General features: G+C 40.6%; 9 protein-coding genes. 1 reads left to right on the top strand and 8 read right to left on the bottom strand.

Going from position 1 to position 20,440, the window contains the following annotated elements; all coding sequences use genetic code 11:
• Positions 1–2: 2 nt before the first annotated feature.
• Genes I6H78_RS08720 through mnmL form a run of 3 tightly spaced genes read right to left on the bottom strand, consistent with a single transcriptional unit; the run spans position 3 to position 1,747 of the window.
• Positions 3–257, bottom strand: coding sequence for a hypothetical protein (locus I6H78_RS08720; RefSeq protein ID WP_000361100.1), 255 nt, complete (start codon positions 255–257; stop codon positions 3–5).
• On the bottom strand, positions 250–807 hold the full coding sequence (gene mnmM / locus I6H78_RS08715) for a tRNA 5-(aminomethyl)-2-thiouridylate-methyltransferase MnmM (RefSeq protein ID WP_198459436.1): 558 nt from the start codon (positions 805–807) through the stop codon (positions 250–252). The genes I6H78_RS08720 and mnmM overlap by 8 nt, the downstream gene beginning before the upstream one ends.
• Positions 791–1,747 (bottom strand): tRNA modification radical SAM protein MnmL/YtqA, encoded by a 957-nt coding sequence (mnmL, locus tag I6H78_RS08710; RefSeq protein ID WP_049549786.1) that lies wholly within the window; start codon positions 1,745–1,747, stop codon positions 791–793. The genes mnmM and mnmL overlap by 17 nt, the downstream gene beginning before the upstream one ends.
• Positions 1,748–1,838: 91 nt before the next feature.
• Between mnmL and I6H78_RS08705 the strand changes: the two genes are divergently transcribed.
• Positions 1,839–2,198, top strand: coding sequence for a DUF3397 domain-containing protein (locus I6H78_RS08705; protein WP_070567053.1), 360 nt, complete (start codon positions 1,839–1,841; stop codon positions 2,196–2,198).
• 83 nt (positions 2,199–2,281) lie between these two features.
• On the opposite strand, the gene I6H78_RS08700 is transcribed toward I6H78_RS08705, so the two are convergent.
• The 5 genes from I6H78_RS08700 to I6H78_RS08680 all read right to left on the bottom strand — a co-directional run bounded on the left by I6H78_RS08700 (position 2,282) and on the right by I6H78_RS08680 (position 20,422).
• On the bottom strand, positions 2,282–3,022 hold the full coding sequence (locus tag I6H78_RS08700) for a class I SAM-dependent methyltransferase (RefSeq protein WP_198459435.1): 741 nt from the start codon (positions 3,020–3,022) through the stop codon (positions 2,282–2,284).
• Positions 3,023–3,227: 205 nt separating this feature from the next.
• Positions 3,228–6,590: a Cna B-type domain-containing protein gene (locus I6H78_RS08695; RefSeq protein ID WP_198459434.1), complete on the bottom strand. Its 3,363-nt coding sequence runs from the start codon at positions 6,588–6,590 to the stop codon at positions 3,228–3,230.
• Positions 6,591–7,181: 591 nt separating this feature from the next.
• The gene (locus I6H78_RS08690) at positions 7,182–11,975 is read right to left on the bottom strand and encodes a SpaA isopeptide-forming pilin-related protein (RefSeq protein WP_198459433.1); all 4,794 of its coding nucleotides are present in this window, start codon (positions 11,973–11,975) and stop codon (positions 7,182–7,184) included.
• Between the two features lie 464 nt (positions 11,976–12,439).
• Complete coding sequence (gene bgaA / locus I6H78_RS08685; RefSeq protein WP_198459432.1) at positions 12,440–19,417, bottom strand: LPXTG-anchored adhesin/beta-galactosidase BgaA; 6,978 nt, start codon at positions 19,415–19,417, stop codon at positions 12,440–12,442.
• Positions 19,418–19,666: 249 nt separating this feature from the next.
• On the bottom strand, positions 19,667–20,422 hold the full coding sequence (locus I6H78_RS08680; RefSeq protein ID WP_198459431.1) for an SDR family NAD(P)-dependent oxidoreductase: 756 nt from the start codon (positions 20,420–20,422) through the stop codon (positions 19,667–19,669).
• Positions 20,423–20,440: the final 18 nt, after the last annotated feature.

The raw sequence follows: 20,440 nt of genomic DNA, 5'->3' as shown, positions 1-20,440 counted from the left end.
CCTTAATCTTTTTTACAACAAGATTCAAAAATCTCCTTTTGCTCTTGGATTTTCTGATCAATCTTAGAACAGTCTTTGTGCTCAATTTTTTTCTGGCATCGTTCCATTTCAAGAGCCACTAATTTTTTCTTAATTTTAAGCATTTTCTTGCTCATATGTGCTTCGTCGAGCACCCCGACTGCTCGCTCGTGATGCGTTGACTCGACAAAATTTTGGCGCATTGTCTCAAGCTTCTCACGAAGGTATTGTTTATCCATGTCTATACCTTTCTAATTTTTCAATCATAACTAAAAACGGTGGATTGTTAACTTGGTTGAGAGTCCGATAAATGGCAGCAGTATACTCTTGTTGGTTCAACTGGCTAACAAACTCCAAAACAGCATCCTTCTCAATATCTCCTCCCTCATGACCATAATAAATCATAATGGCAATCCGTCCCCCTTTGACAAGCAAGTGACACAGCTTTTCTAAGGCTTCGATAGTAGTCTGAGGTTGGGTGATGACGGATTTGTCAGCAGAAGGTAAATAACCCAGATTAAAAATCCCTGCCTTAGCTTCTGTCACAAATTGATCAAGTGTCTCATGACCTTGCAAGATTAACTGGGCATTTGTCATTCCAGCCTGATCCAAACGCTCTTGCGTCTTCTCCAAAGCCTGCTCCTGGATATCAAAGGCATAGACTTGCTTGGCTAGCTTGGCTAAAAAAAGGGTATCATGGCCATTGCCCATGGTCGCATCCACAACAATATCCTCTTTTGTCACAACTTCAGCTAAAAAATCATGTGCCATCTCAAGTGGTCTTTTCATTTTTAAACTCCTGTTTTACAGCCTTGCATCCTTGCACACTTCCACGACGTCTCATCTCAGTTTCAATAGCATTTAGCACTTCCCATTTATTGAGGCTCCACATAGGACCAATCAGCATATCTCTAGGCGCATCTCCTGTGATTCGATGGATGACGATATGCTTGGGAATAATTTCCAGTTGGTCACAAATGACCTTTACATACTCATCCTGACTCATCAGTTGCAAGCGTCCTTCGTGGTAATCTCGCTGCATGCGCGTATTGGTCATAAGGTGAAGCAAGTGCAGTTTAATTCCTTGAATATCATTATCGGTGACACAACGGCGAACATTTTCGACCATCATCTCATGAGTTTCCCCAGGCAAACCATTGATCAAATGGGAAACAATCTCAATCTTGGGATATTTCCTCAAGCGTTTTACTGTTTCAACATACAATTCATAAGAATGGGCACGGTTAATCAGGTCAGAGGTTGCTTCAAAAGTAGTCTGTAAGCCCAATTCTACAGTCACGTGCATACGCTCCGACAACTCAGCCAAATATTCGATTGTTTCGTCTGGTAAACAATCTGGCCGTGTTCCAATATTGATTCCAACTACACCTGGCTCGTTGATGGCCTGCTCATAACGTTCTCGGATGACTTCCACCTTTTCATGGGTGTTGGTAAAATTTTGAAAATAAACCAGATACTTTTTAACTTCTGGCCACTTGCGGTGCATAAAGTCAATTTCCTTATAAAATTGCTCACGGATAGGGGCATCCGGTGCCACGATGGCATCTCCAGAACCTGAAACCGTACAAAAAGTACAACCACCATGAGCTACAGTTCCATCCCGATTTGGACAGTCAAATCCCGCATCAATAGGAACTTTGAAAGTCTTTTCTCCAAAAAGTTTTCGATAATAATCATTCAAGGTATTATAAGATTTCATAACTTTCATTATAACAAAAAACACCTACAATCTCAAAAGCCTGACTTTCCAACAAATTCCCTTGTTTCTCATTTCCTTTAGCGTTTTTTTATGATACAATATGGGTATGATTTTAATGAAAATAGCATCTATTTTATTATTGATATTAACCTTGGTGGTTTGCTTTATTGTCACCAAGCTTTTCGGACTTAGGAAAATAGGATTTAATTTCGCGGATCTAGCTTTTCCACTTTTGGTATTTGAGTACTACCTGATTACTGCTAAAGCCTTTACCCACAACTTTCTACCGCGACTTGGTGTTGCTCTTTCTCTCCTAGCAATTCTCCTTGTAGTCTTTTTCCTTGTCAAAAAACGAAGTTTTTATTACCCTAAATTCATCAAGTTTTTCTGGAGAGCCGGTTTTCTCCTTACCTTAATCATCTACATAGCGATGGTTGTCGAATTGATGATGCTCCCATAAAAAAACATTCCCTCAGACAGCTGTCTAAGGGAATGTTTTTATCTTCATACCTTGTTTTCTAAGCTCTACCAAGATACTTTATCTTATTTCCTAAATGTCAAGGCGTAGAATTTTCCATCCCAAAGAAGTTTCAATTCCTTTTCCTTAACTTCGCTTGGAACAGCATTCTCAATTTCACTCAAATCAACAGTAGCATCTTTAAAATAATCCTTACTAAAATGATTTTTCTTATATTGCTGATCCACATAGTCAGCCGTCTCATCTGCAATTAAAAGCTTGGTTCCTGGCTTCGCCACTCGTAGCATTTCCTGCATAGCCTTGGCCTTATCATTGAAAAAATTGATTCCGCCAATATGGTAGACAATGTCAAAACTATTATCCGCAAAGGGTAGATCCTCCGCGCAAGCATGGAAAAGTTGCAAATTAGTCTTTTTAGCGCAAGATTTCTGGCATTTTTCTAACATACCGATAGAAATATCTACCCCTACAAAGTCTAAACTTTTCAGGTCAATTGTCTCAGGGATATAACGGAGGTCTTGACCAGTCCCGATAGAGACATAAAGAACAGATAAATTATCTTTCCATTCTATTTCCTCCATCAGATCCCTTCTCAACTTATCAATTGCCTTGCCGTGGAGAAGTGGTCCTATCCATTTTTCACCCATATCATACCAGCGAGCCATACGGTTATACATGGTCATGTATTTAGCATTATCTCCAGATAGATAATCAGGATTAAGAGACAGATAGATGTCGCCATCTTTTTGAAAATTTTCCACCTCTAAACCTGCCTTCAATTTATCTTGTAATCTTGTTTCAATCATATGCAACATCTCCTTTTCTATTTGTCATCTATTATAGTGGAATTCATCGCAAAAACAATAGCTTTTTAGTAAGTGGCAACTATCCACTTGTATCCGGTAGTAGAACCAGGGTCAGTTACAAAAAACAAGTGCCAATTTCTATTGACACTTGTTTCCACTTTTAAACTGTCTTGCAAAATTTCGTGAAAGATACCGTTTAAAAAACTTAATCTTCTTTTTTGCGTCTTGCCAAGAATCCTGTTCCCAATCCAAGAAGGACGATTCCAGCTACTAGAGCCACTTGGTTAGACTCGCTTCCTGTATTAGGCAATTCCCCACCTTTTTTAGGCTTACCTGGTTCATTTGGTTTGCCAGGTGTTGGTTTTTCAGGAGTATGCGTATTTGTAATGTTGTAATCTTCTACTGAAGCTGTATAACCATCTGGAACATTCACTTCTTCAACAGTGTAGGCAATTTCCTTACCTTCTTGATAACGATCAAGACCTGTAAACTCATAAGTCCAGCCACTTGTTTCTGACACTGTAGCTGTCTGACCAGTTTCCTTACCATCTGCAAGAAGTTTCACAGTGACAGAAGATGGACGGATACCGTCTTTGTTTTCTTCATCTTTCCAGATCTTCTTACCTTTTACAGTAGTTTTCAACGGTGTATGTTTGTTGGTAATAGTGTACTTACCGTCTTTGTGGTCAGTAACTACTGATTTGTATTCTGCAACAACAACTTCTTTGACTTTGTACTCGATTTCTTTACCATTTTCATACTTAGGAAGTGCTTTTGATTCGAACTTCCAACCAGTTGCTTCTGAAACTTCAATTTCTTGAACAACTTTGTCGCCGTTAAGAATTTGAACTTTCACTTTATCTGCACGTTTGCCGTCTTGGTTGTTGTTATCTTTCCAAACCTTAGTTCCTGAAAGAACGACTGTTTCTGGTGTGTGAGTGTTTGTCACGACCTGACCAGTCACAGAGGCTTCATAACCAGCTGGTACGTCTACTTCCTTGATAGAGTAAGTGATTTCTTTACCAGCTTCGTATTGTGGAAGATTGGTGAAGGATGCTACCCAAGTGTTAGCGTCTGTCTTATCCTTAGCTGTCAAGGTCAATTTCTTACCTTCAACAGCTACTGAATCTGCATCTCCTACTTTTTTATAAAGTTGAACCGTTACGGACTCAGGACGTTTGCCGTCTTGGTTGTTCGCGTCGTTCCATACTTTTGTTACCTTGTAGTCGATTGCTTTTGGAGCATATTTGTTTGTGATGGTAAAGTCTGTAATAGTTGATTCGTATTCTGCTACGGCTTCTTCTGTTACAGTGTATTTGATTTCTTTACCAGCTTTATATTTTGCTAATTTCGTGAATTCGACAGTCCAAGTTCCGTCTGCAGCAGCCTGAATTTCTTTCGAATCAACTTTCTGACCGTCTGCTAAAAGATTGATTGTAATCTTAGTTGGACGTTTGCCGTCTTGGTTATTCGCGTCATCCCAGTTCTTAGTTGCTTTTACAACAACTGTTTCTGGAGAATAACTATTTGTGATAGTGAATCCTGATGCAGCGTCACCAGTAACCTTAGAAGTGTAACCAGCAACAGTTACTTCTACTACAGTATACTTGATAGGTGTGCCGCCTTTATCAGCATCAAGGTCTTTGAAGCTTCCAGCCCAACCATTTGCTTCAGTCAATTCAAGTGTTTTACCAGTATCTTGACCATCTGCAAGCAATTTAACTGTGACAGAAGATGGACGTTTACCATCTTGGTTGTCCTTATCATCCCATTCTTTTTTCACAGGAACTTCAGTTTTCGCTGGTGTGTAAGTATTCTCGAAAGCTTTTTCGTCGTCGTAAGAAACAGTTGCTTCAAGTGCACCTTTACCCTTGTCCGCTACAGTAACTGTAGCCGTAACAGTTTTAGTGTCGTACTTGATGCTTGTATCACTGCCAGCTTTTTCAGCAATTTTAAAGGTATAAGTCCCTGCTTTGTCGAATTCCAATTCTGAGAAAGCAATGTTTCCGTCTTTGTCATTCTTCACAGTTTCTTTCACCTTACCATCTTGGTCTGTTAAAGTGAATTCAAACTCTTCAGCCTTCAACTCACGTCCTGTAAGTTTTTTATTAGCTTTAATCTTAGCTTTAGCTTTGCTACGTTTATTTGTAACTGTTTTGATAGCTCCGTCTTGTCCAACAGTCATCTCAAATGGAGTAGGATTTAACTCATATCCCTCAGGAGCCTCAACCTCAGTTACTGTAAAGTTCCCTTTCTTGATATCACTTTCTGAGTAAATAGATGATTCAGCAATTCCGTCATCATTTGTCGTTACAATTTCCTCTTTAGCCGTAGCTCCTGCTGGAGGAGTAATCTTGAATTTTGCTCCTTTTAGACGGTCATGAGTCAGCTCGTCGACCTTGTAAAGAATGATACGGTAACCTGTTTCTAACTGAATTGTACCGCCAGAAGCAACAACTGAGTTTCCGATTTGCTTAACAACTGTCTTATTACTATAGTCGTCATATGTAAGAATCTGGTCATCACCCTTCATTTCAGCATTGTTTTGGACTTGCGTGCCATCTGCTGGAGCACTTGTTTTATAATGAATTCGAAATGCTGCTGGTTTACCGTTCTTCGCAAGAATTGAAGATGCATTGTTAATTGTTAAAGTAAATTCTGTGTAAGAATCATTCCATTTTACTTGGTAATCCTTACCAGCTTCTAAAACCACTTCATCTTTAAAGTAATAATATTGATCATACCAACCTGCTGTGACGCTAAATGTTTCAGGAATCATCTGCATTGGTGAAGCATTTGGATCTACCCAGTCATGAATTTCAATTTTATTATAGGCTGCTTGTTTCGGATTAACACGAACATACCAGCTGTGTAAGTATTTTCCGCTCTTATTTAGAGCCTTTGATGTCCAATCCTCTTTGTAAATCAAACCATGATATTTATTGAAATTAGCTCGACCAATTCCTTCAGAATAATCAGCCGTATCACCTTTTTTAACCTTGATTTGATGGGTAATTTCATTTATGGTTTCCGTCTTATCAAAACGGAGTGTTTCATTGCTTAATTCATTTTTAGAACTAAAACCAACAAAGAAATTTCCTTTAACGTTTTGGACTTGATAGCCACCTTTTTTCTCAAGATAGGTTTTCAGATTTTTTAATGTAATAGTTGCCTTACCACCATTATTATCCCCGTTTGATACAATTTGAGTTTCCCCGATAACTAGATCTGTTTCCTTATCTTTTAAATCAAAAGTTTCATTTCTAACAGTTAAAGGGCTCGGAACAGTAAAGGTAAAGGTATCACCGTCCTCTAATTTACCATCATAGGCACTCAAATCGTAATCAACAGTGAATTTATAATTTGAGTAGTTATGATGTTCAGGAGAAAGTGTATAAACACCATTCGCATCTGGTTTTATAAACTTACCATTATCAACCTCCCAAATTCCAATATTACTGATAACGTTCTTCAGTTCCTTTGCTTGAACTGAATTTGGAGCAAAGATCATCCCTAGCAAACAGGCCAGAGAAGTTAGGATGGGTAACCAAAATTTCTTGTTCTTCATAATCTTCCTTTCTAAATTACCGAAAACATTAAAACGACAAACTATGATTATAAAATCTCAACACTCATCTCCTTTCGAATTCGTTGAAATCCATGAGGGTTATTGAATAAGTTACATCATATTAACATGTTTCATAACTATATGTGAGTGCAATATTTATCATATTTGTTCTATTTTTAATATAGAAACCTCCTTTAATTTCATTATAAAACAAAATTAACTTTTTTTGTAATATTATGAGGTTATTGCCTTTTGAAAATATTGACACAGTGTAAAATTACTGCCATAAAAACTAATTCTTTCATCAGACTGAAGTTTCTTTAAGTTTAGTGTACACATACGAACAACTTCTCTTTTAAACAAACAGAAAGGAACAATGCACAAAACATTCCATTTATTTATAAGTTTGATACACCTTAATAATTATCCAAACTATTTTATATAAGTAAAACTCAGAAGAAATCTAGTAATAGTCATATCCCATCCTGATAAATAGTTTAATTTAGCATATTTCATTATTCTGAACCATAAAAAAGACCAGGGGGTTATCCCTGATCTTTCTTTACTGTACTTATTGGCTACTAAATGAGATTAGTCTTCTTTTCTTCGTTTAGTTGCTACAAGACCTGCACCTAAAGCTAGAAGAGCTAAACCTGCTGCTAATGCAGCTTGTCCAGATTCACTTCCAGTGTTTGGTAGGTTAGGATTTTCTGGTTCAGTTTGGTCCGTTACTACTAACTTACCATCCTTAAACTCAACCTGATTTCCACTAGCATTTACCACTGTTACAGTTCCGTCGTAGTTAACTTGGAATGTAATATCTGTTACTGCTAAGTATCCAGTTGGAGCGGCTTCTTCATGGAAAGTATATACTCCTGGAGTCAAATCAAGTACATGTGATTGATTGGCTTTTGAAGTCCATTCAGCCACAGGACTACCTGCAACTTTTTCTCCACGGAAAATTTGGATTTTTGCGCCCGCGATTTCTTCACCTGCTAGATTTACCTTGCTGAAGGTAATCTTACGTGGAAGGTCATCGTCTTTGTCGGTTACAGTTACTGTTGAGCCATTTGTAACGACTTTGTTTTCTTCACCTTTAGAGTCTTTCTCACCAACATTGGTCACTTCCACTGTGCCATCGTGTTTGACTTGGAAAGTGATGTCAGTTACTTTGAGGTAACCGGTTGGAGCGGCTTCCTCATGGAAGGTGTAAGTACCTGGGGCCAAGTTGAGATCTTTAGACTTACCAGCTTCTGAAGTCCAGCTTTCTACGGCTGTGCCTTCTGCCTTGTCGCCCTTGTAGATCTTGATTTGAGCGCCTGCGATTTCTGTTCCACCAAGGCTAACCTTGCTGAAGGTAATCTTACGTGGAAGGTCATCATCTTTATCAGTTACAGTTACAGTTGAACCGTTTGTGGCAACTTTGTTTTCTTCACCCTTAGAGTCTTTTTCACCAACATTTGTCACTTCCACTGTGCCATCGTGTTTGACTTGGAAAGTGATGTCCGTTACTTTGAGGTAACCAGTTGGGGCTGCTTCCTCATGGAAGGTGTAAGTGCCTGGAGCCAAATTCAAGTCTTTAGACTTACCAGCTTCTGAAGTCCAGCTTTCTACGGCTGTGCCTTCTGCCTTATCGCCCTTGTAGATCTTGATTTGAGCGCCTGCGATTTCTGTTCCACCAAGGCTAACCTTACTAAAGGTAATCTTACGTGGAAGGTCATCATCTTTATCAGTTACAGTTACAGTTGAACCGTTTGTGGCAACTTTGTTTTCTTCACCCTTAGAGTCTTTTTCACCAACATTGGTCACTTCCACTGTGCCATCGTGTTTGACTTGGAAAGTGATGTCAGTTACTTTGAGGTAACCAGTTGGGGCTGCTTCCTCATGGAAGGTGTAAGTGCCTGGAGCCAAATTCAAGTCTTTAGACTTACCAGCTTCTGAAGTCCAGCTTTCTACGGCTGTGCCTTCTGCCTTATCGCCCTTGTAGATCTTGATTTGAGCGCCTGTGATTTCTGTTCCACCAAGGCTAACCTTACTAAAGGTAATCTTACGTGGAAGGTCATCATCTTTATCAGTTACAGTTACAGTTGAACCGTTTGTGGCAACTTTGTTTTCTTCACCCTTAGAGTCTTTTTCACCAACATTGGTCACTTCCACTGTGCCGTCATGTTTGACTTGGAAAGTGATGTCCGTTACTTTGAGGTAACCTGTTGGAGCTGCTTCCTCATGGAAGGTGTAAGTACCTGGAGCCAAGTTCAAGTCTTTAGACTTACCAGCTTCTGAAGTCCAGCTTTCTACGGCTGTGCCTTCTGCCTTGTCGCCCTTGTAGATCTTGATTGTAGCACCTGCGATTTCTGTTCCACCAAGGCTAACCTTACTAAAGGTAATCTTACGTGGAAGGTCATCATCTTTGTCAGTTACAGTCACAGTTGAACCGTTGGTTACGACTTTGTTTTCTTCACCTTTAGAGTCTTTTTCACCAACATTTGTCACTTCCACTGTGCCATCGTGTTTGACTTGGAAAGTGATGTCAGTTACTTTGAGGTAACCAGTTGGGGCTGCTTCCTCATGGAAGGTGTAAGTGCCTGGAGCCAAATTCAAGTCTTTAGACTTACCAGCTTCTGAAGTCCAGCTTTCTACGGCTGTGCCTTCTGCCTTGTCGCCCTTGTAGATCTTGATTGTAGCACCTGCGATTTCTGTTCCACCAAGGTTAACTTTACTGAAAGTAATGGCTTTTGGACTATCATCGTCTTTATCCGTTACTGTAACAGTTGAGCCGTTGGTTACGACCTTGTTGTCTTCACCTTTAGAGTCTTTCTCGCCGACATTGGTTACTTCTACTGTTCCGTCAGTTTTCACTTTGAAAGTAATATCTGTTACTTTGAGGTAACCTGTTGGAGCTGCTTCCTCATGGAAGGTGTAAGTACCTGGGGCCAAGTTGAGATCTTTAGACTTACCAGCTTCAGATGTCCAGCTTTCTACGGCTGTGCCTTCTGCCTTATCGCCCTTGTAGATCTTGATTGTAGCACCTGCAATTTCTGTACCACCAAGGTTAACTTTACTAAAGGTAATCTTACGTGGACTATCGTCATCTTTATCAGTGACTTTGATTGTTGAACCATCGGTTACGACTGTATTGTCCTCGCCTTTAGCATCCTTAGTACCAACATTCGTCACTTTAACTGTTCCATCATAGTTAACTTGGAAAGTGATATCCGTTACTTTGAGGTAACCAGTTGGGGCTGCTTCCTCATGGAAGGTGTAAGTGCCTGGAGCCAAATTCAAGTCTTTAGACTTACCAGCTTCTGAAGTCCAGCTTTCTACGGCTGTGCCTTCTGCCTTATCGCCTTTGAAGATCTTGATTTGTGCTCCTGCGATTTCAACCCCACCAAGACTAATTTTACTGAACGTGATTTTACGAGCTACATCGTCATCTTTATCAGTAACTGTCAGAGTTGAATTTTGGGCTACAACACGATTGTCTTCACCTTTAGAATCTTTTTCACCTACTTTTGTCACTTCAACAGTACCGTTAGGTTTAACTTGGAAAGTGATATCCGTTACTTTGAGGTATCCAGTTGGGGCTGCTTCCTCATGGAAAGTGTAGATGCCTGGTTCAAGATTCAGTTGCTTAGGTTGGTCAGTTGAAGTCCAGCTTTCTACGGCTGTACCTTCAGCTTTTTCGCCCTTGTAGATCTTAATCTGTGCACCAGCGATTTCATTTCCTCCAAGGTTTACCTTACTGAAGGTAATCGCCTTTGGAGTTGTATCTTCTTTGTCAGTGATTGACAAAACAGAACCAGTTGTTACGACAGTATCTGTTGTACCTTTTTTGACAATTGTAATAGAACCATCAGCATTGACCGTGAAGGTAACATCATCAACATACTGATACCCATCTGGAGCATAGGACTCTGTTAGAGTATAGGTACCAGGAGCTAATTTAGTCACTTTAGAAGTATTAGCTTCTGTTGTCCAGTCTGCTACAGGTGGAGCTTCTGGTCTTACACGATCTCCGCTGTAGATTTTAAGTTCGGCACCTGGGATTTCTTTCCCATTTGGATCCACCTTTTTGAAAGTAATCTCTTTCTCAGTTGGAGTCTTCGGAGGTGTCTTCTTATTTTCAATTCTACGTTCTACAGATTTGTCTGAGCCGAACTCATCTGGAGAAATTTTAATATCTTCAGTTAGTTTGTCATAGCCAAAAGGAGCCGTTACTTCACGAATTGTATAGTTGTCTCGCAACAATTTACCTACACTAGCGTTACCATCAGAATCTGTTGTCAATCGTCCAACAACAGCTTGGTTACGATCACGAATCACTTCAAAAACTGCACCTTGCAATGGTTGGCCAGCTTCATCTACCTTATGAATTTTAATGGTGAAAACATATCCTTCCGCAACACCACCTGCAATCTGGTAGGTACGTGTGCTGGTTGATTGTTCATTCTCACTACCATTGTAGCTCATGTTGGCTACGTTCGTGATTTCCTCACCATCGACTAGATCATAATTCGCTTTAGCTCGATACTCGATCATATAACCAAAACCATTAGTATCTCCTAAAGGAAGGGTGAAACCATCACCATTCGCATTTACCACTAGTTGGTTTTTAAAGGTTTCAGTCATATCCTGAGCATCGGACCATTTCCAGTCTCCGTTATTCCAGCTCCAGTTTACTTTATAAATACGAAAAGTATCTGGTAGGAATGTCATATTTGGAGAAGAGAAAGCATCTTTGATAGTGACATCACTGTAGTTCGCCATATTGCGGTTTACAGTAATGTTATAACGGATTACATTTTTCTCATCATCCTTGTATTGGAAGGAACTCTTTTCAATTTTAGAGTCGTATTTCCCTGGAGGGCCGTTATAACGGATTTTCCCTGCAGATAGAACTCTATGTCCTACAGTAATATTGACATCAATGTCTTTTTCTTCTGAAACAACATCATGGTCAACTCGAACATAGACAAAGAATTTCCCCCTAACGCCAGAATTATTCTCAACAAACTTTGTGTAAGTTAGAGTAATCGTTTTGCTAGTGGCATCTAGATGTCCAGTAGCTACAAGATTGTTAGAAGCATCTCGTAATTCAATGTCTGAAGAGTTTGAAAATGCAATCTCTGATGGCAATTGAAGTGTTGTTGTATCACCTTCATGCACCGTATTATCTGGCAACTCAAAATTGGCAGTAAGACGGAATTCTTGCCAAATATCCAATCCTTGCGTTAATGCTTCACCAGATTTGTTCTCAACACCAACACTAGTGATCACATTGTTATACTCTGTCGCATGTACTTGCGTCAGAGGGGCAAATGATTGGAGAATAACTCCCAAACAAAGAATAAGGATCTGAATCCAAGATCTTATTTTCTTGTTCATTTAATCTTCCTTTCTTATAATATTCAGTTGTAAATGTACAATGTAATAGTAAACTAAATGATTGTCCCCAACTAATCACCATTCTGCTTTTTCAAGCGAAAATTATTAGCCACATTACATCCACATTTTATCATACTATGAAGAAAAAGGCTAGAACTATCAAGCAAATTTTTATAAAAAAATCCAATTTTTTCTTATCGTTCGAAATCGACTTTTTCACATCCGTATATTAACCGCTTTGTGTCTTTTCTTCTCCTATCATCAAAACAGAATCTGGTATATTTTACCGCTATTTTTTAAAAAAATAAGTTCACCTCGTTTTGGATACCAGATAGTGTTTTTATCATTTTGGTTATCTGATTTCATAAACGTTAAATTACTCTAGAGAGAATACTTCTACCCATTAAAAAGACCAGGTTCCCCTGGTCTTTCTGAGATACAATTAGAAGAAATACTGATTCATTCTAGTCTTCTTTTTTACCTTTAGTGGCCACTAATCCTGCACTCAAACCAAGAAGAGCTAGGCCTACTGCTAGAGCTGCTTGACTTTCTGCACTTCCTGTATTTGGTAACTGTTCTTTTTGAACCTGACTAGCTTCATTTGAAGAAATTTCTTTTGTATCTGCTTTTTCTGATACTTGTGGTTTTGTAGATTCTTGAGGTACTGGTTTAGTTGTTTCACTAGCCGTACCAACTTCTACAATGCGATCTTGAGCCATGACTTTATCATAGCTTTCTTTTTCAGTTCGCTTGCCATTTTCAACTTCGATCAAGTGAACACGGATACCTTTTTGACCTTCTTGGAGAACACGAGTTTGACCCGCTGGAAGCTGATCATTCTTTTGTTCCTGAACCTTGAAATCAATTGTTTCTTCTTCGATTACAAGTTCTGGTCTGTTAAGGACAAGGTTTTTCACTTCATCTTCTGGAAGGGAGGTTCCTGGTTTGGTTCCAACCAAGACGATGCGGTCTGTCGGTGCCTCTACCACTTCACGGAGTTTTTCTTCCTTACTTCCACTAGGATTAACCGCTGTGAAGATCCGTTCCTTACCAACTTTTCCTTCTTGTTCTACACGAGTTTCACCTAGATACAGTGTTGAATCCTTTTTCTCAACTGTCTTGTAAGCCAAATCTTTTTCAACAAATTCGAGTTTTGGAAGATCTTCTTGTACAGCAGCAACAGCCTTCTCAGAAACTGGTTTTTCCTTAGTCAACTGGATACGGTATTCCTTGACTTGTTTTCCACTTTCTGAAACAAGGCGAACAAGTACTGGAAGGTTATCGTCTCTGCTATCTACAACTGTTGAAGCCACTTGATTACTTTCTTCGACTGAGATTTTTGGACGTTGACCTTTATAGGTGATTTGGTAGTCTTGACGATCTTCAGCGAAGTCAGGAAGTTCTTTTCCATCTACAAGAATTTTTGATTGGGTACTTTCTTGAGGCAATTCACTCGGTGCAAGGAAGGTCATCTCAATCATCGCAACACCGCTCTTGTCAGCTTTACGCTCCATGCGCCATCTCATGGCTTTGGCTTTGACAGCTTTAAATGTTACGTTGATTTCATCACCAGCTGCAATGTCTTTATCCGCACGATAAGGCACAGCTTCCCAATTTTCTGGATTGTTGAATGGATGGGCTGCATCATAGGCTTGGTAGTTCGAATAGTAGGTAGGCACTTCAAACTCTGGGCCAATATAGCGTTCCAAAACGAGTTTAGATGGTGCATCTGCACCACTATCTGCAAAGAAGTGAAGTTTGGCTTGCGCTACAGTCCGTTCGACAATCTTACCATTTTCACGGAAGATCACACCTGCTGATACTTCTGGATTAGAAGATGGTGTTGGAGACCAGTTTGTCCAACGACGATTTTCTGAATGATTTCCGTCATTGAGATAGTCCACACGGTCATGGGAGTTTCTATCAATGTCGTTAGTGGCTGAAGCAAAGGCGCGGTTACTATTTTCATCATACTCTGGGTTATTTGAAAGAGCTTCACCAAGTTTGTCTGTCACTCGTACAGTGAACTCAGCAACAAGATCACTACCTAGGACATGGCCTCGAACGGTAAATTGACCTGCTTTTGTCAGATTTTCTGCTGGAACTTCTTCCCATTCTACTGCCAAGTCTTTTGTTTCGTAACCGTCTTTGCCTGTGAAGTAAACAGGAACCTTAGTTGGCAATTCAAGTGGTTGCCCTACTTGTAGTAAGCGAGCTTGTTTGACCGCAGCAACTGGGTTACGAGAGAGCAAGTCTTTATTGCTTGTAAAGTGTAGACGGTATTCTCCTAGGATGTCGCCATTTTCAGCTTTCGCGATAACACGAACTGGCTCACCTTCACGAACACTTGGAACGACGGTAGCGAGACCATTGTTGCTAACACTTGCTGTTACTGCAGGAACTTTTCCATCTACAGACTCAAGATAGTAGTCTGTCAAATCTGGGTTGAAGTTTGCTAAGTCTTTACCGTCAACTTGGATTCTCGTTTGTCCTTGTTTGGCTGCTGCGACTTGTTTCGCAAAAATTTGTACTTCTGTGATAGACGTTCCTTTCTTGCTATCAAGTCGAACCATACGAATGCGAACCGCATAGGTCTCAACTTTATCAAAGCTGAAATGATTCATTTCTCCAGCTTTTAATTGAGCTGGTGCTTTGAGATTGCTTACCTCTTTCCAGTTTGCAGGATCGTTAAAGGCATGGTTTTCCTCACCTACAAAGCTAGGGTTTTTAGGGGCTGTTGGAACGGTCTTACCGACATAATATTCAATCACATAAGACTTCGGTACACCAACTCCGTGGTCTTCGTGGAATCCGACACTTAGATTATCAACTGAACGTTTGCTCAAAATACCTGAATCTCCGAATAGGACACCAACTGAAGCTTCTGGATTAGTACGGTTCCAGTTTGTCCAACGGTTGGCTGGTCGGTCATTAAAGGAAATCAATTTATCGTTGACGTTTGAAACAGGGTCGGTTGGATTTGAGTCTGAAGCAAAGGCAAGTGGCAATTCTGAACCGGTCCATTGGTCAGAAATATTTGCTCCCTTCTCAGTTTGAGCAGATACGCGAACATGAAGTTTCGTTGTTAATTGCGTACCTTCTAGGCGACCATTAACTGTAAAGACCCCTTCCTTGGCGTATTGGTCTGGACGAATCGCATCCCAAGTAACCTTAGCTGATGAAACGTGGCCATTTGAATCGTAGGTACGAACGCTTTCTGGTAATTGCGGCGCTTCTGCGATTGGTGTCGTCACACTGACCTCTTCAACTGAAACGATGCCTTCTACAGAGACTTTAGCACGCGCCTCAAGGTCAAGACCTTCAACTTTACCTAGAACTTCAAAGGTTTGATAGTGATCGAGTTTTTCTTTTGGAATGGCTTGCCAAGTGACTTTGTGGGCTTTAGGGAAACCTTTATCATACTCAACTGTTACTGTAGCTGGAAGACTTGGTTCCTGATGCAAATCTGTTACTACGTTTACTGGACGGATAGATTGCGCAACCTTCTTCTCAGTGTTGGCCTGAATCGTGAGATCGATTTGACCTGTAGCCCCCTCATATTCTGCTTTGAGAGCGACTGATCCTGGCTTATGTAACTCAAGCATTCCTTTACGAACTGCGACTTCCCCTTCACCACTTGTAGAGAAGTTCACCTTATCTGCTGGTAAAACTGCTTGTGTTCCGTCTTGATAGTGTGCAAGGACAGATAATTTGACTGTTTGGTCTTCTTTAAGGCTGTCAGCTTGTTCCACTTGTAGGCTCAAATGGTCAATTTTTGGTGCTTCTTCAAGGAATTGAATTGCATACATTTGAAGAGGGCCACCATCATTTGGTTGAACAAAGATGCTTGCACGCATACCGTTTGCTGCACTTGCTTGCACCACTGTAACAGCTGCATTTTCAGCACTTGCTGTGACTTTAGGCAACTCAGTTCCATAAGCAAGAGTGCGGTATTGCATTGGTTTTTGACCAGTAAGACCTGTGACAGTTTCATCGCCAACAGTTACAGTTGGCACTACAGGTGCTGCAGCCTCACCTTCTTCTACCACAAGGGTAGCATGAATGGTTTCTCCTCCTAGTTGGCCAGTCATTTGAATACGTGATCCTGCAACTGACAGTTTAGCTTTATCTGCTTCCGAAATCTCCCACTTATCAACTTCGTATTCTTGAACGCTTCCATCTGTTACAACAATAGAAACGTATTTATCAACTGCATTCAAATCTGTTCCTGGAGCAACACGTTTAACTGTTGGTAGTTCTTTCACAATTGCTAGAACCTCGACACGAGCCTCTACCTCACGTCCGTCTGCCATGCCTTTAACTGTCACAACTCCAGCTTGGCTCACATCAACAGATGACCATGTTACTGGACGTTTTTCACGACTGCCATCACTATAGACAAAAGCGACGGTCTTCGGCATTTTCGGTTCTTTCTCGATAACAGTACGTACTTTTGGTACCTCTGTTCCTAGAACTGTCTTTTCTTGTCCTTCTTTCTTACCAGTAAAGACAGTTACTTGACCAGATTTCAAGAGATCAGAGTGGGCAGTAAGGGTGAATTTACCTGCTTGTTCAGTTGATTTAACGATGGCAACCCCTTTACCGTTAAAGGCTCTGCGGATCCAAGAACCGTCTGGTTGCGCCTTATAGCGTTCACGGCTGGCTTGTTCCCCATTATCTACACCGACCAGTTGACCTTGTCCATGCAATTGGAAACGAACCAAATTATTGGCAGTTGGTACCACATTTCCTTCACTGTCTACGATTTCATAGTAGATGTAGGTCAAGTCTTTTCCATCTGCTGCGATTGCGTGTTCTTCCTTGACGAGGCGAACACCTGCTGGTTGGCCTGCAGTCGTGATCTTATCACGTGCAATTTCTTTTCCGGCTTCATCGCGAGCTACAGCTTCCAAAGTACCTGGTTGGTACGCAACCTTCCACTCAAGGTAGAGTTCCTTGGCATTGGCACCTTCTTGGTAAGTGCGTCCATCGCTAGTTTGTTTCTTGTTGAACTTCTTAACTCCGAGAGATTGACCGTTCAAGAACAATTCAACACTTGCAGCATTAGAGTACGCACGAACTGGGATTTTTCCTTGTGCATCTTCTACTTTAGAGGCCAATTCTCTATTTTCCCAGTTCCAGTGAGGAAGGAGATGAACCATTGGTTTCTTCTTGACAGAAACCCATTGGCTTTGGTAAAGATAGAAGTCATTTTTTGGAATACCGGCTGTATCTACGATACCAAAGTAAGAGCTCTTAACGGGAGTTTGGTTTTGGTTGTGCCATGGTGTAGGCTCACCGATATAGTCCGTACCTGTCCAGATAAACTGTCCAGCATAGCCAGCGTTGTCACGGTCAAAAGTCCATGAATCTGTTGCCGTTTTACCCCAACCAACACGGTCATTTCCATAATCAGACTGTTCATAATGACGTTCAGGTCCGTTACTATGTTTCAATTCCTGTTCAGGACGATAATAGCTACCGCGTGTACGGGTTGCTGAAGATGTTTCTGAACCGTAAATCAACCAGTTTGGATGTTTCGCACGAAGTTTCTTGTAGTTGTCTTCTGAGTAGTTGAAACCAACCGCATCCAGTTCATTAGCAATCTTCTCATGATCACCACTACCATCACCAAAGCGGAACTTATCTGCTCCCATAGTAACATAACGTGTAGTATCAACATCTTTAATCACTTTTACTAAGCGTTTAACTGTTGCAAGAGAGTGAGCCTTTCCATCTGCTTCACCGATTTCGTTTCCGATAGACCACATGAAGACAGCTGGGTTATTTTTGTCTCTTTCGACCATGGTACGAAGATCATAGTCAGACCATTTTTCACCTTTTCTAGCTTCTGGGTGAGTGGCATCTTTTTCAAAGAAACGTCCGTAGTCATATGGTTTCTTGCCACCATACCAAGTATCAAAGGCCTCTTCCTGAACCAGCAAACCAAGTTCTGCTGCGATTTGCAAGGTCTGTGGACTTGCAGGGTTATGAGTTGTACGGATGGCGTTAACACCCATCTCCTTCATTTGTTTGAGACGGCGGTATTCTGCCTTATAGTTTTCTTCTGCTCCAAGCGCTCCGTGGTCATGGTGCAAGGAAACACCATGGAATTTAATGCGTTCACCATTCAAAGAGAAACCTTCATTTGGAGTCCAGTGATAGTAACGGTAACCAAACAAATCTTTCTTAGCATCAACTAATTGACCGTCACGGTAAACACGCGTAATCAATTCGTACAAGGCAGGTTTATCATTTAAAACTGTCCAGAGTTTTGGTTGTTCAACTTCTAAAATCGCATCAAGACTTGTTGATTCATGTGCTTTCAAGGTACGGCTCGCTGTACGAACCAAGCCTGTTACAGCCTGACCACCACGTTCAACGATTTGATACTCTGCCACCAGTTCATGGTCTTTACCGTCTGTATTGACAATCTTGCTGGCTACATGAGTTTCAACCTTGCCATGTTGCTGTTGTTCAAGTTTTGGTGTTAAGATAGTTGTTCCATTTTTCTCAACATGAACCTTATCTGTCACTTGCAAGGTCACATCACGGTAGATACCACTACCTGAGTACCAACGGCTACTTGGCTGTTTGTTAACCGCATGGACAGCAATCACATTCTCACGACCATCTTTGTGAAGATATTTTGTGATATCGTATGAGAACTGGTTATAACCATTTGGATAATGCCCCACTAACTGACCATTGACATAGACTTGAGAGTCCATGTAGACACCATCAAAGGTCACACGAACATTTTTCTTGAGATCTTTTTCATCAAGTTTAAAAGTCTTGCGATACCAAGCTTCACCACCATTGAGCTGTCCACCCTCGTTTTGGGCAGGTGACTGATGGTCAAAATCGTTAAAGATACTCCAGTCGTGTGGGAGATCCAATTTTTGCCATGTTGATACATCGGCATCTGATTTCACAGCTTCTTTAGGATTCGCATTGAGTTTAAAGTGCCAATTTTGATTAAAATTCACTTTTCTATCTTCAATCATTTGATTCACTTCTTCATTTGTCGCAGCTTTCAAATCTTCCTTAACAGGCTTTTCCTGACTTGAAGCTTGAGATTCTACCTTTGGAGCTGTTTCTTCAGGTTTTAGAGATGCTTTCTCCTCTTTTGGAGCTACAGGTTCATCTTCTTTCTTCTCTGGTTTGCTTGCTTCAATTGGAGCAGCTTGACTTTGGTCGACACTTGCAGTATCCTTGTGCTCTGCTACAGTTTGATCTTCTTTTTCCTCCACTGACGGACTTTCCTCTTTTGCTTGTTCCACAGTGTGAGTAATCGGAGTTTCATCGGCGAAAACTGGTGATTCTCCAATGACACTTCCTCCAAATAGAACCGCACAGGTTCCAATCATGACAGAGCAAGCTCCTACGGCAAACTTACGAATGCTGTAGACTCTTTTACGATTCCAATGGCCTTTTTCCATAAAATCCTCCTTTGGTAACCGCTTCCATTTATTTGCAAGCGCATTACTTTTTCATAGCCTTTTACCCTTATTTTATAAAATAATATAGGAAATTTCAATACCCTAAACACAAAAAATCATATTTTTGATTGTTTTTTCTAAAATTTGTAGAAGATTCGAAAAAAGTGAATGTAGATTTAGAACAAAAATAAACAAATTTTGATAGTCAGATCAATATTATAAAAAAGTTCCTTTTGTAAGGAACTCCTTTTACTTATAATTAAAGATTCCCCCTGCCAACTTATCAGCTAGCTTGGGAAAGAGGGTATAAAACTTATGGGCTAGGTTCAACAAAACTGGGAGATTGAGTTCCCGTTTGTTTTTTCCTATGGTTTTGACAATCTTTCTAGCGACTGCATCTGGTTCTAAGAGAAAGCGGTCAACCGATTTGAGGTAGCTCCCATCTGGGTCAGCCTGGTCAAAAAATCCTGTTCGGATTGGTCCTGGATTAACCGTCGTTAGATAGAGACCATAGGGCATGATTTCGAGGCGCAGAGCATTTGAAAATCCAATAGCCGCAAACTTGGTCGCTGAGTAGAGACTGGACTTGCTAGTCGCTATCAAACCTGCCATGCTGACAATATTGATGATATGCCCTTTTCCTCTCTCCTTCATACGAGCTGCAAGACGACGAGACAGATTCATCAGAGCAAAGGTATTAACCTCAAACATCTGGTGAATGTCTTGATCAGAGATATGGTCGAAATCTTCAAAAATTCCATATCCTGCGTTGTTAATCAAGACATCAATCTTGCCATAACGGAGATAGAGGTCAGCTACCAGAGCTTCTATGGCTGAGTCATCAGTAATGTCGATTTCAATCCATTCCACATTAGGATGATTTCCGTAGAGTTGAGCTAATTTTTCCTTGTTTCTACCTAGTAAGATGAGTTGGTCATTTGGCAAGAGTTTGACCATTTCTTGGGCTAAGCCACCGCTAGCCCCAGTGATGATGATGGTGCGCATCTCTATTCCTTTCAAAGT

The sequence above is a fragment of the Streptococcus oralis genome (genome assembly GCF_016127915.1).
GTDB classification, from domain to species: Bacteria; Bacillota; Bacilli; order Lactobacillales; family Streptococcaceae; genus Streptococcus; species Streptococcus oralis_BO.
This window is presented reverse-complemented; position numbering and strand designations above follow the sequence as displayed.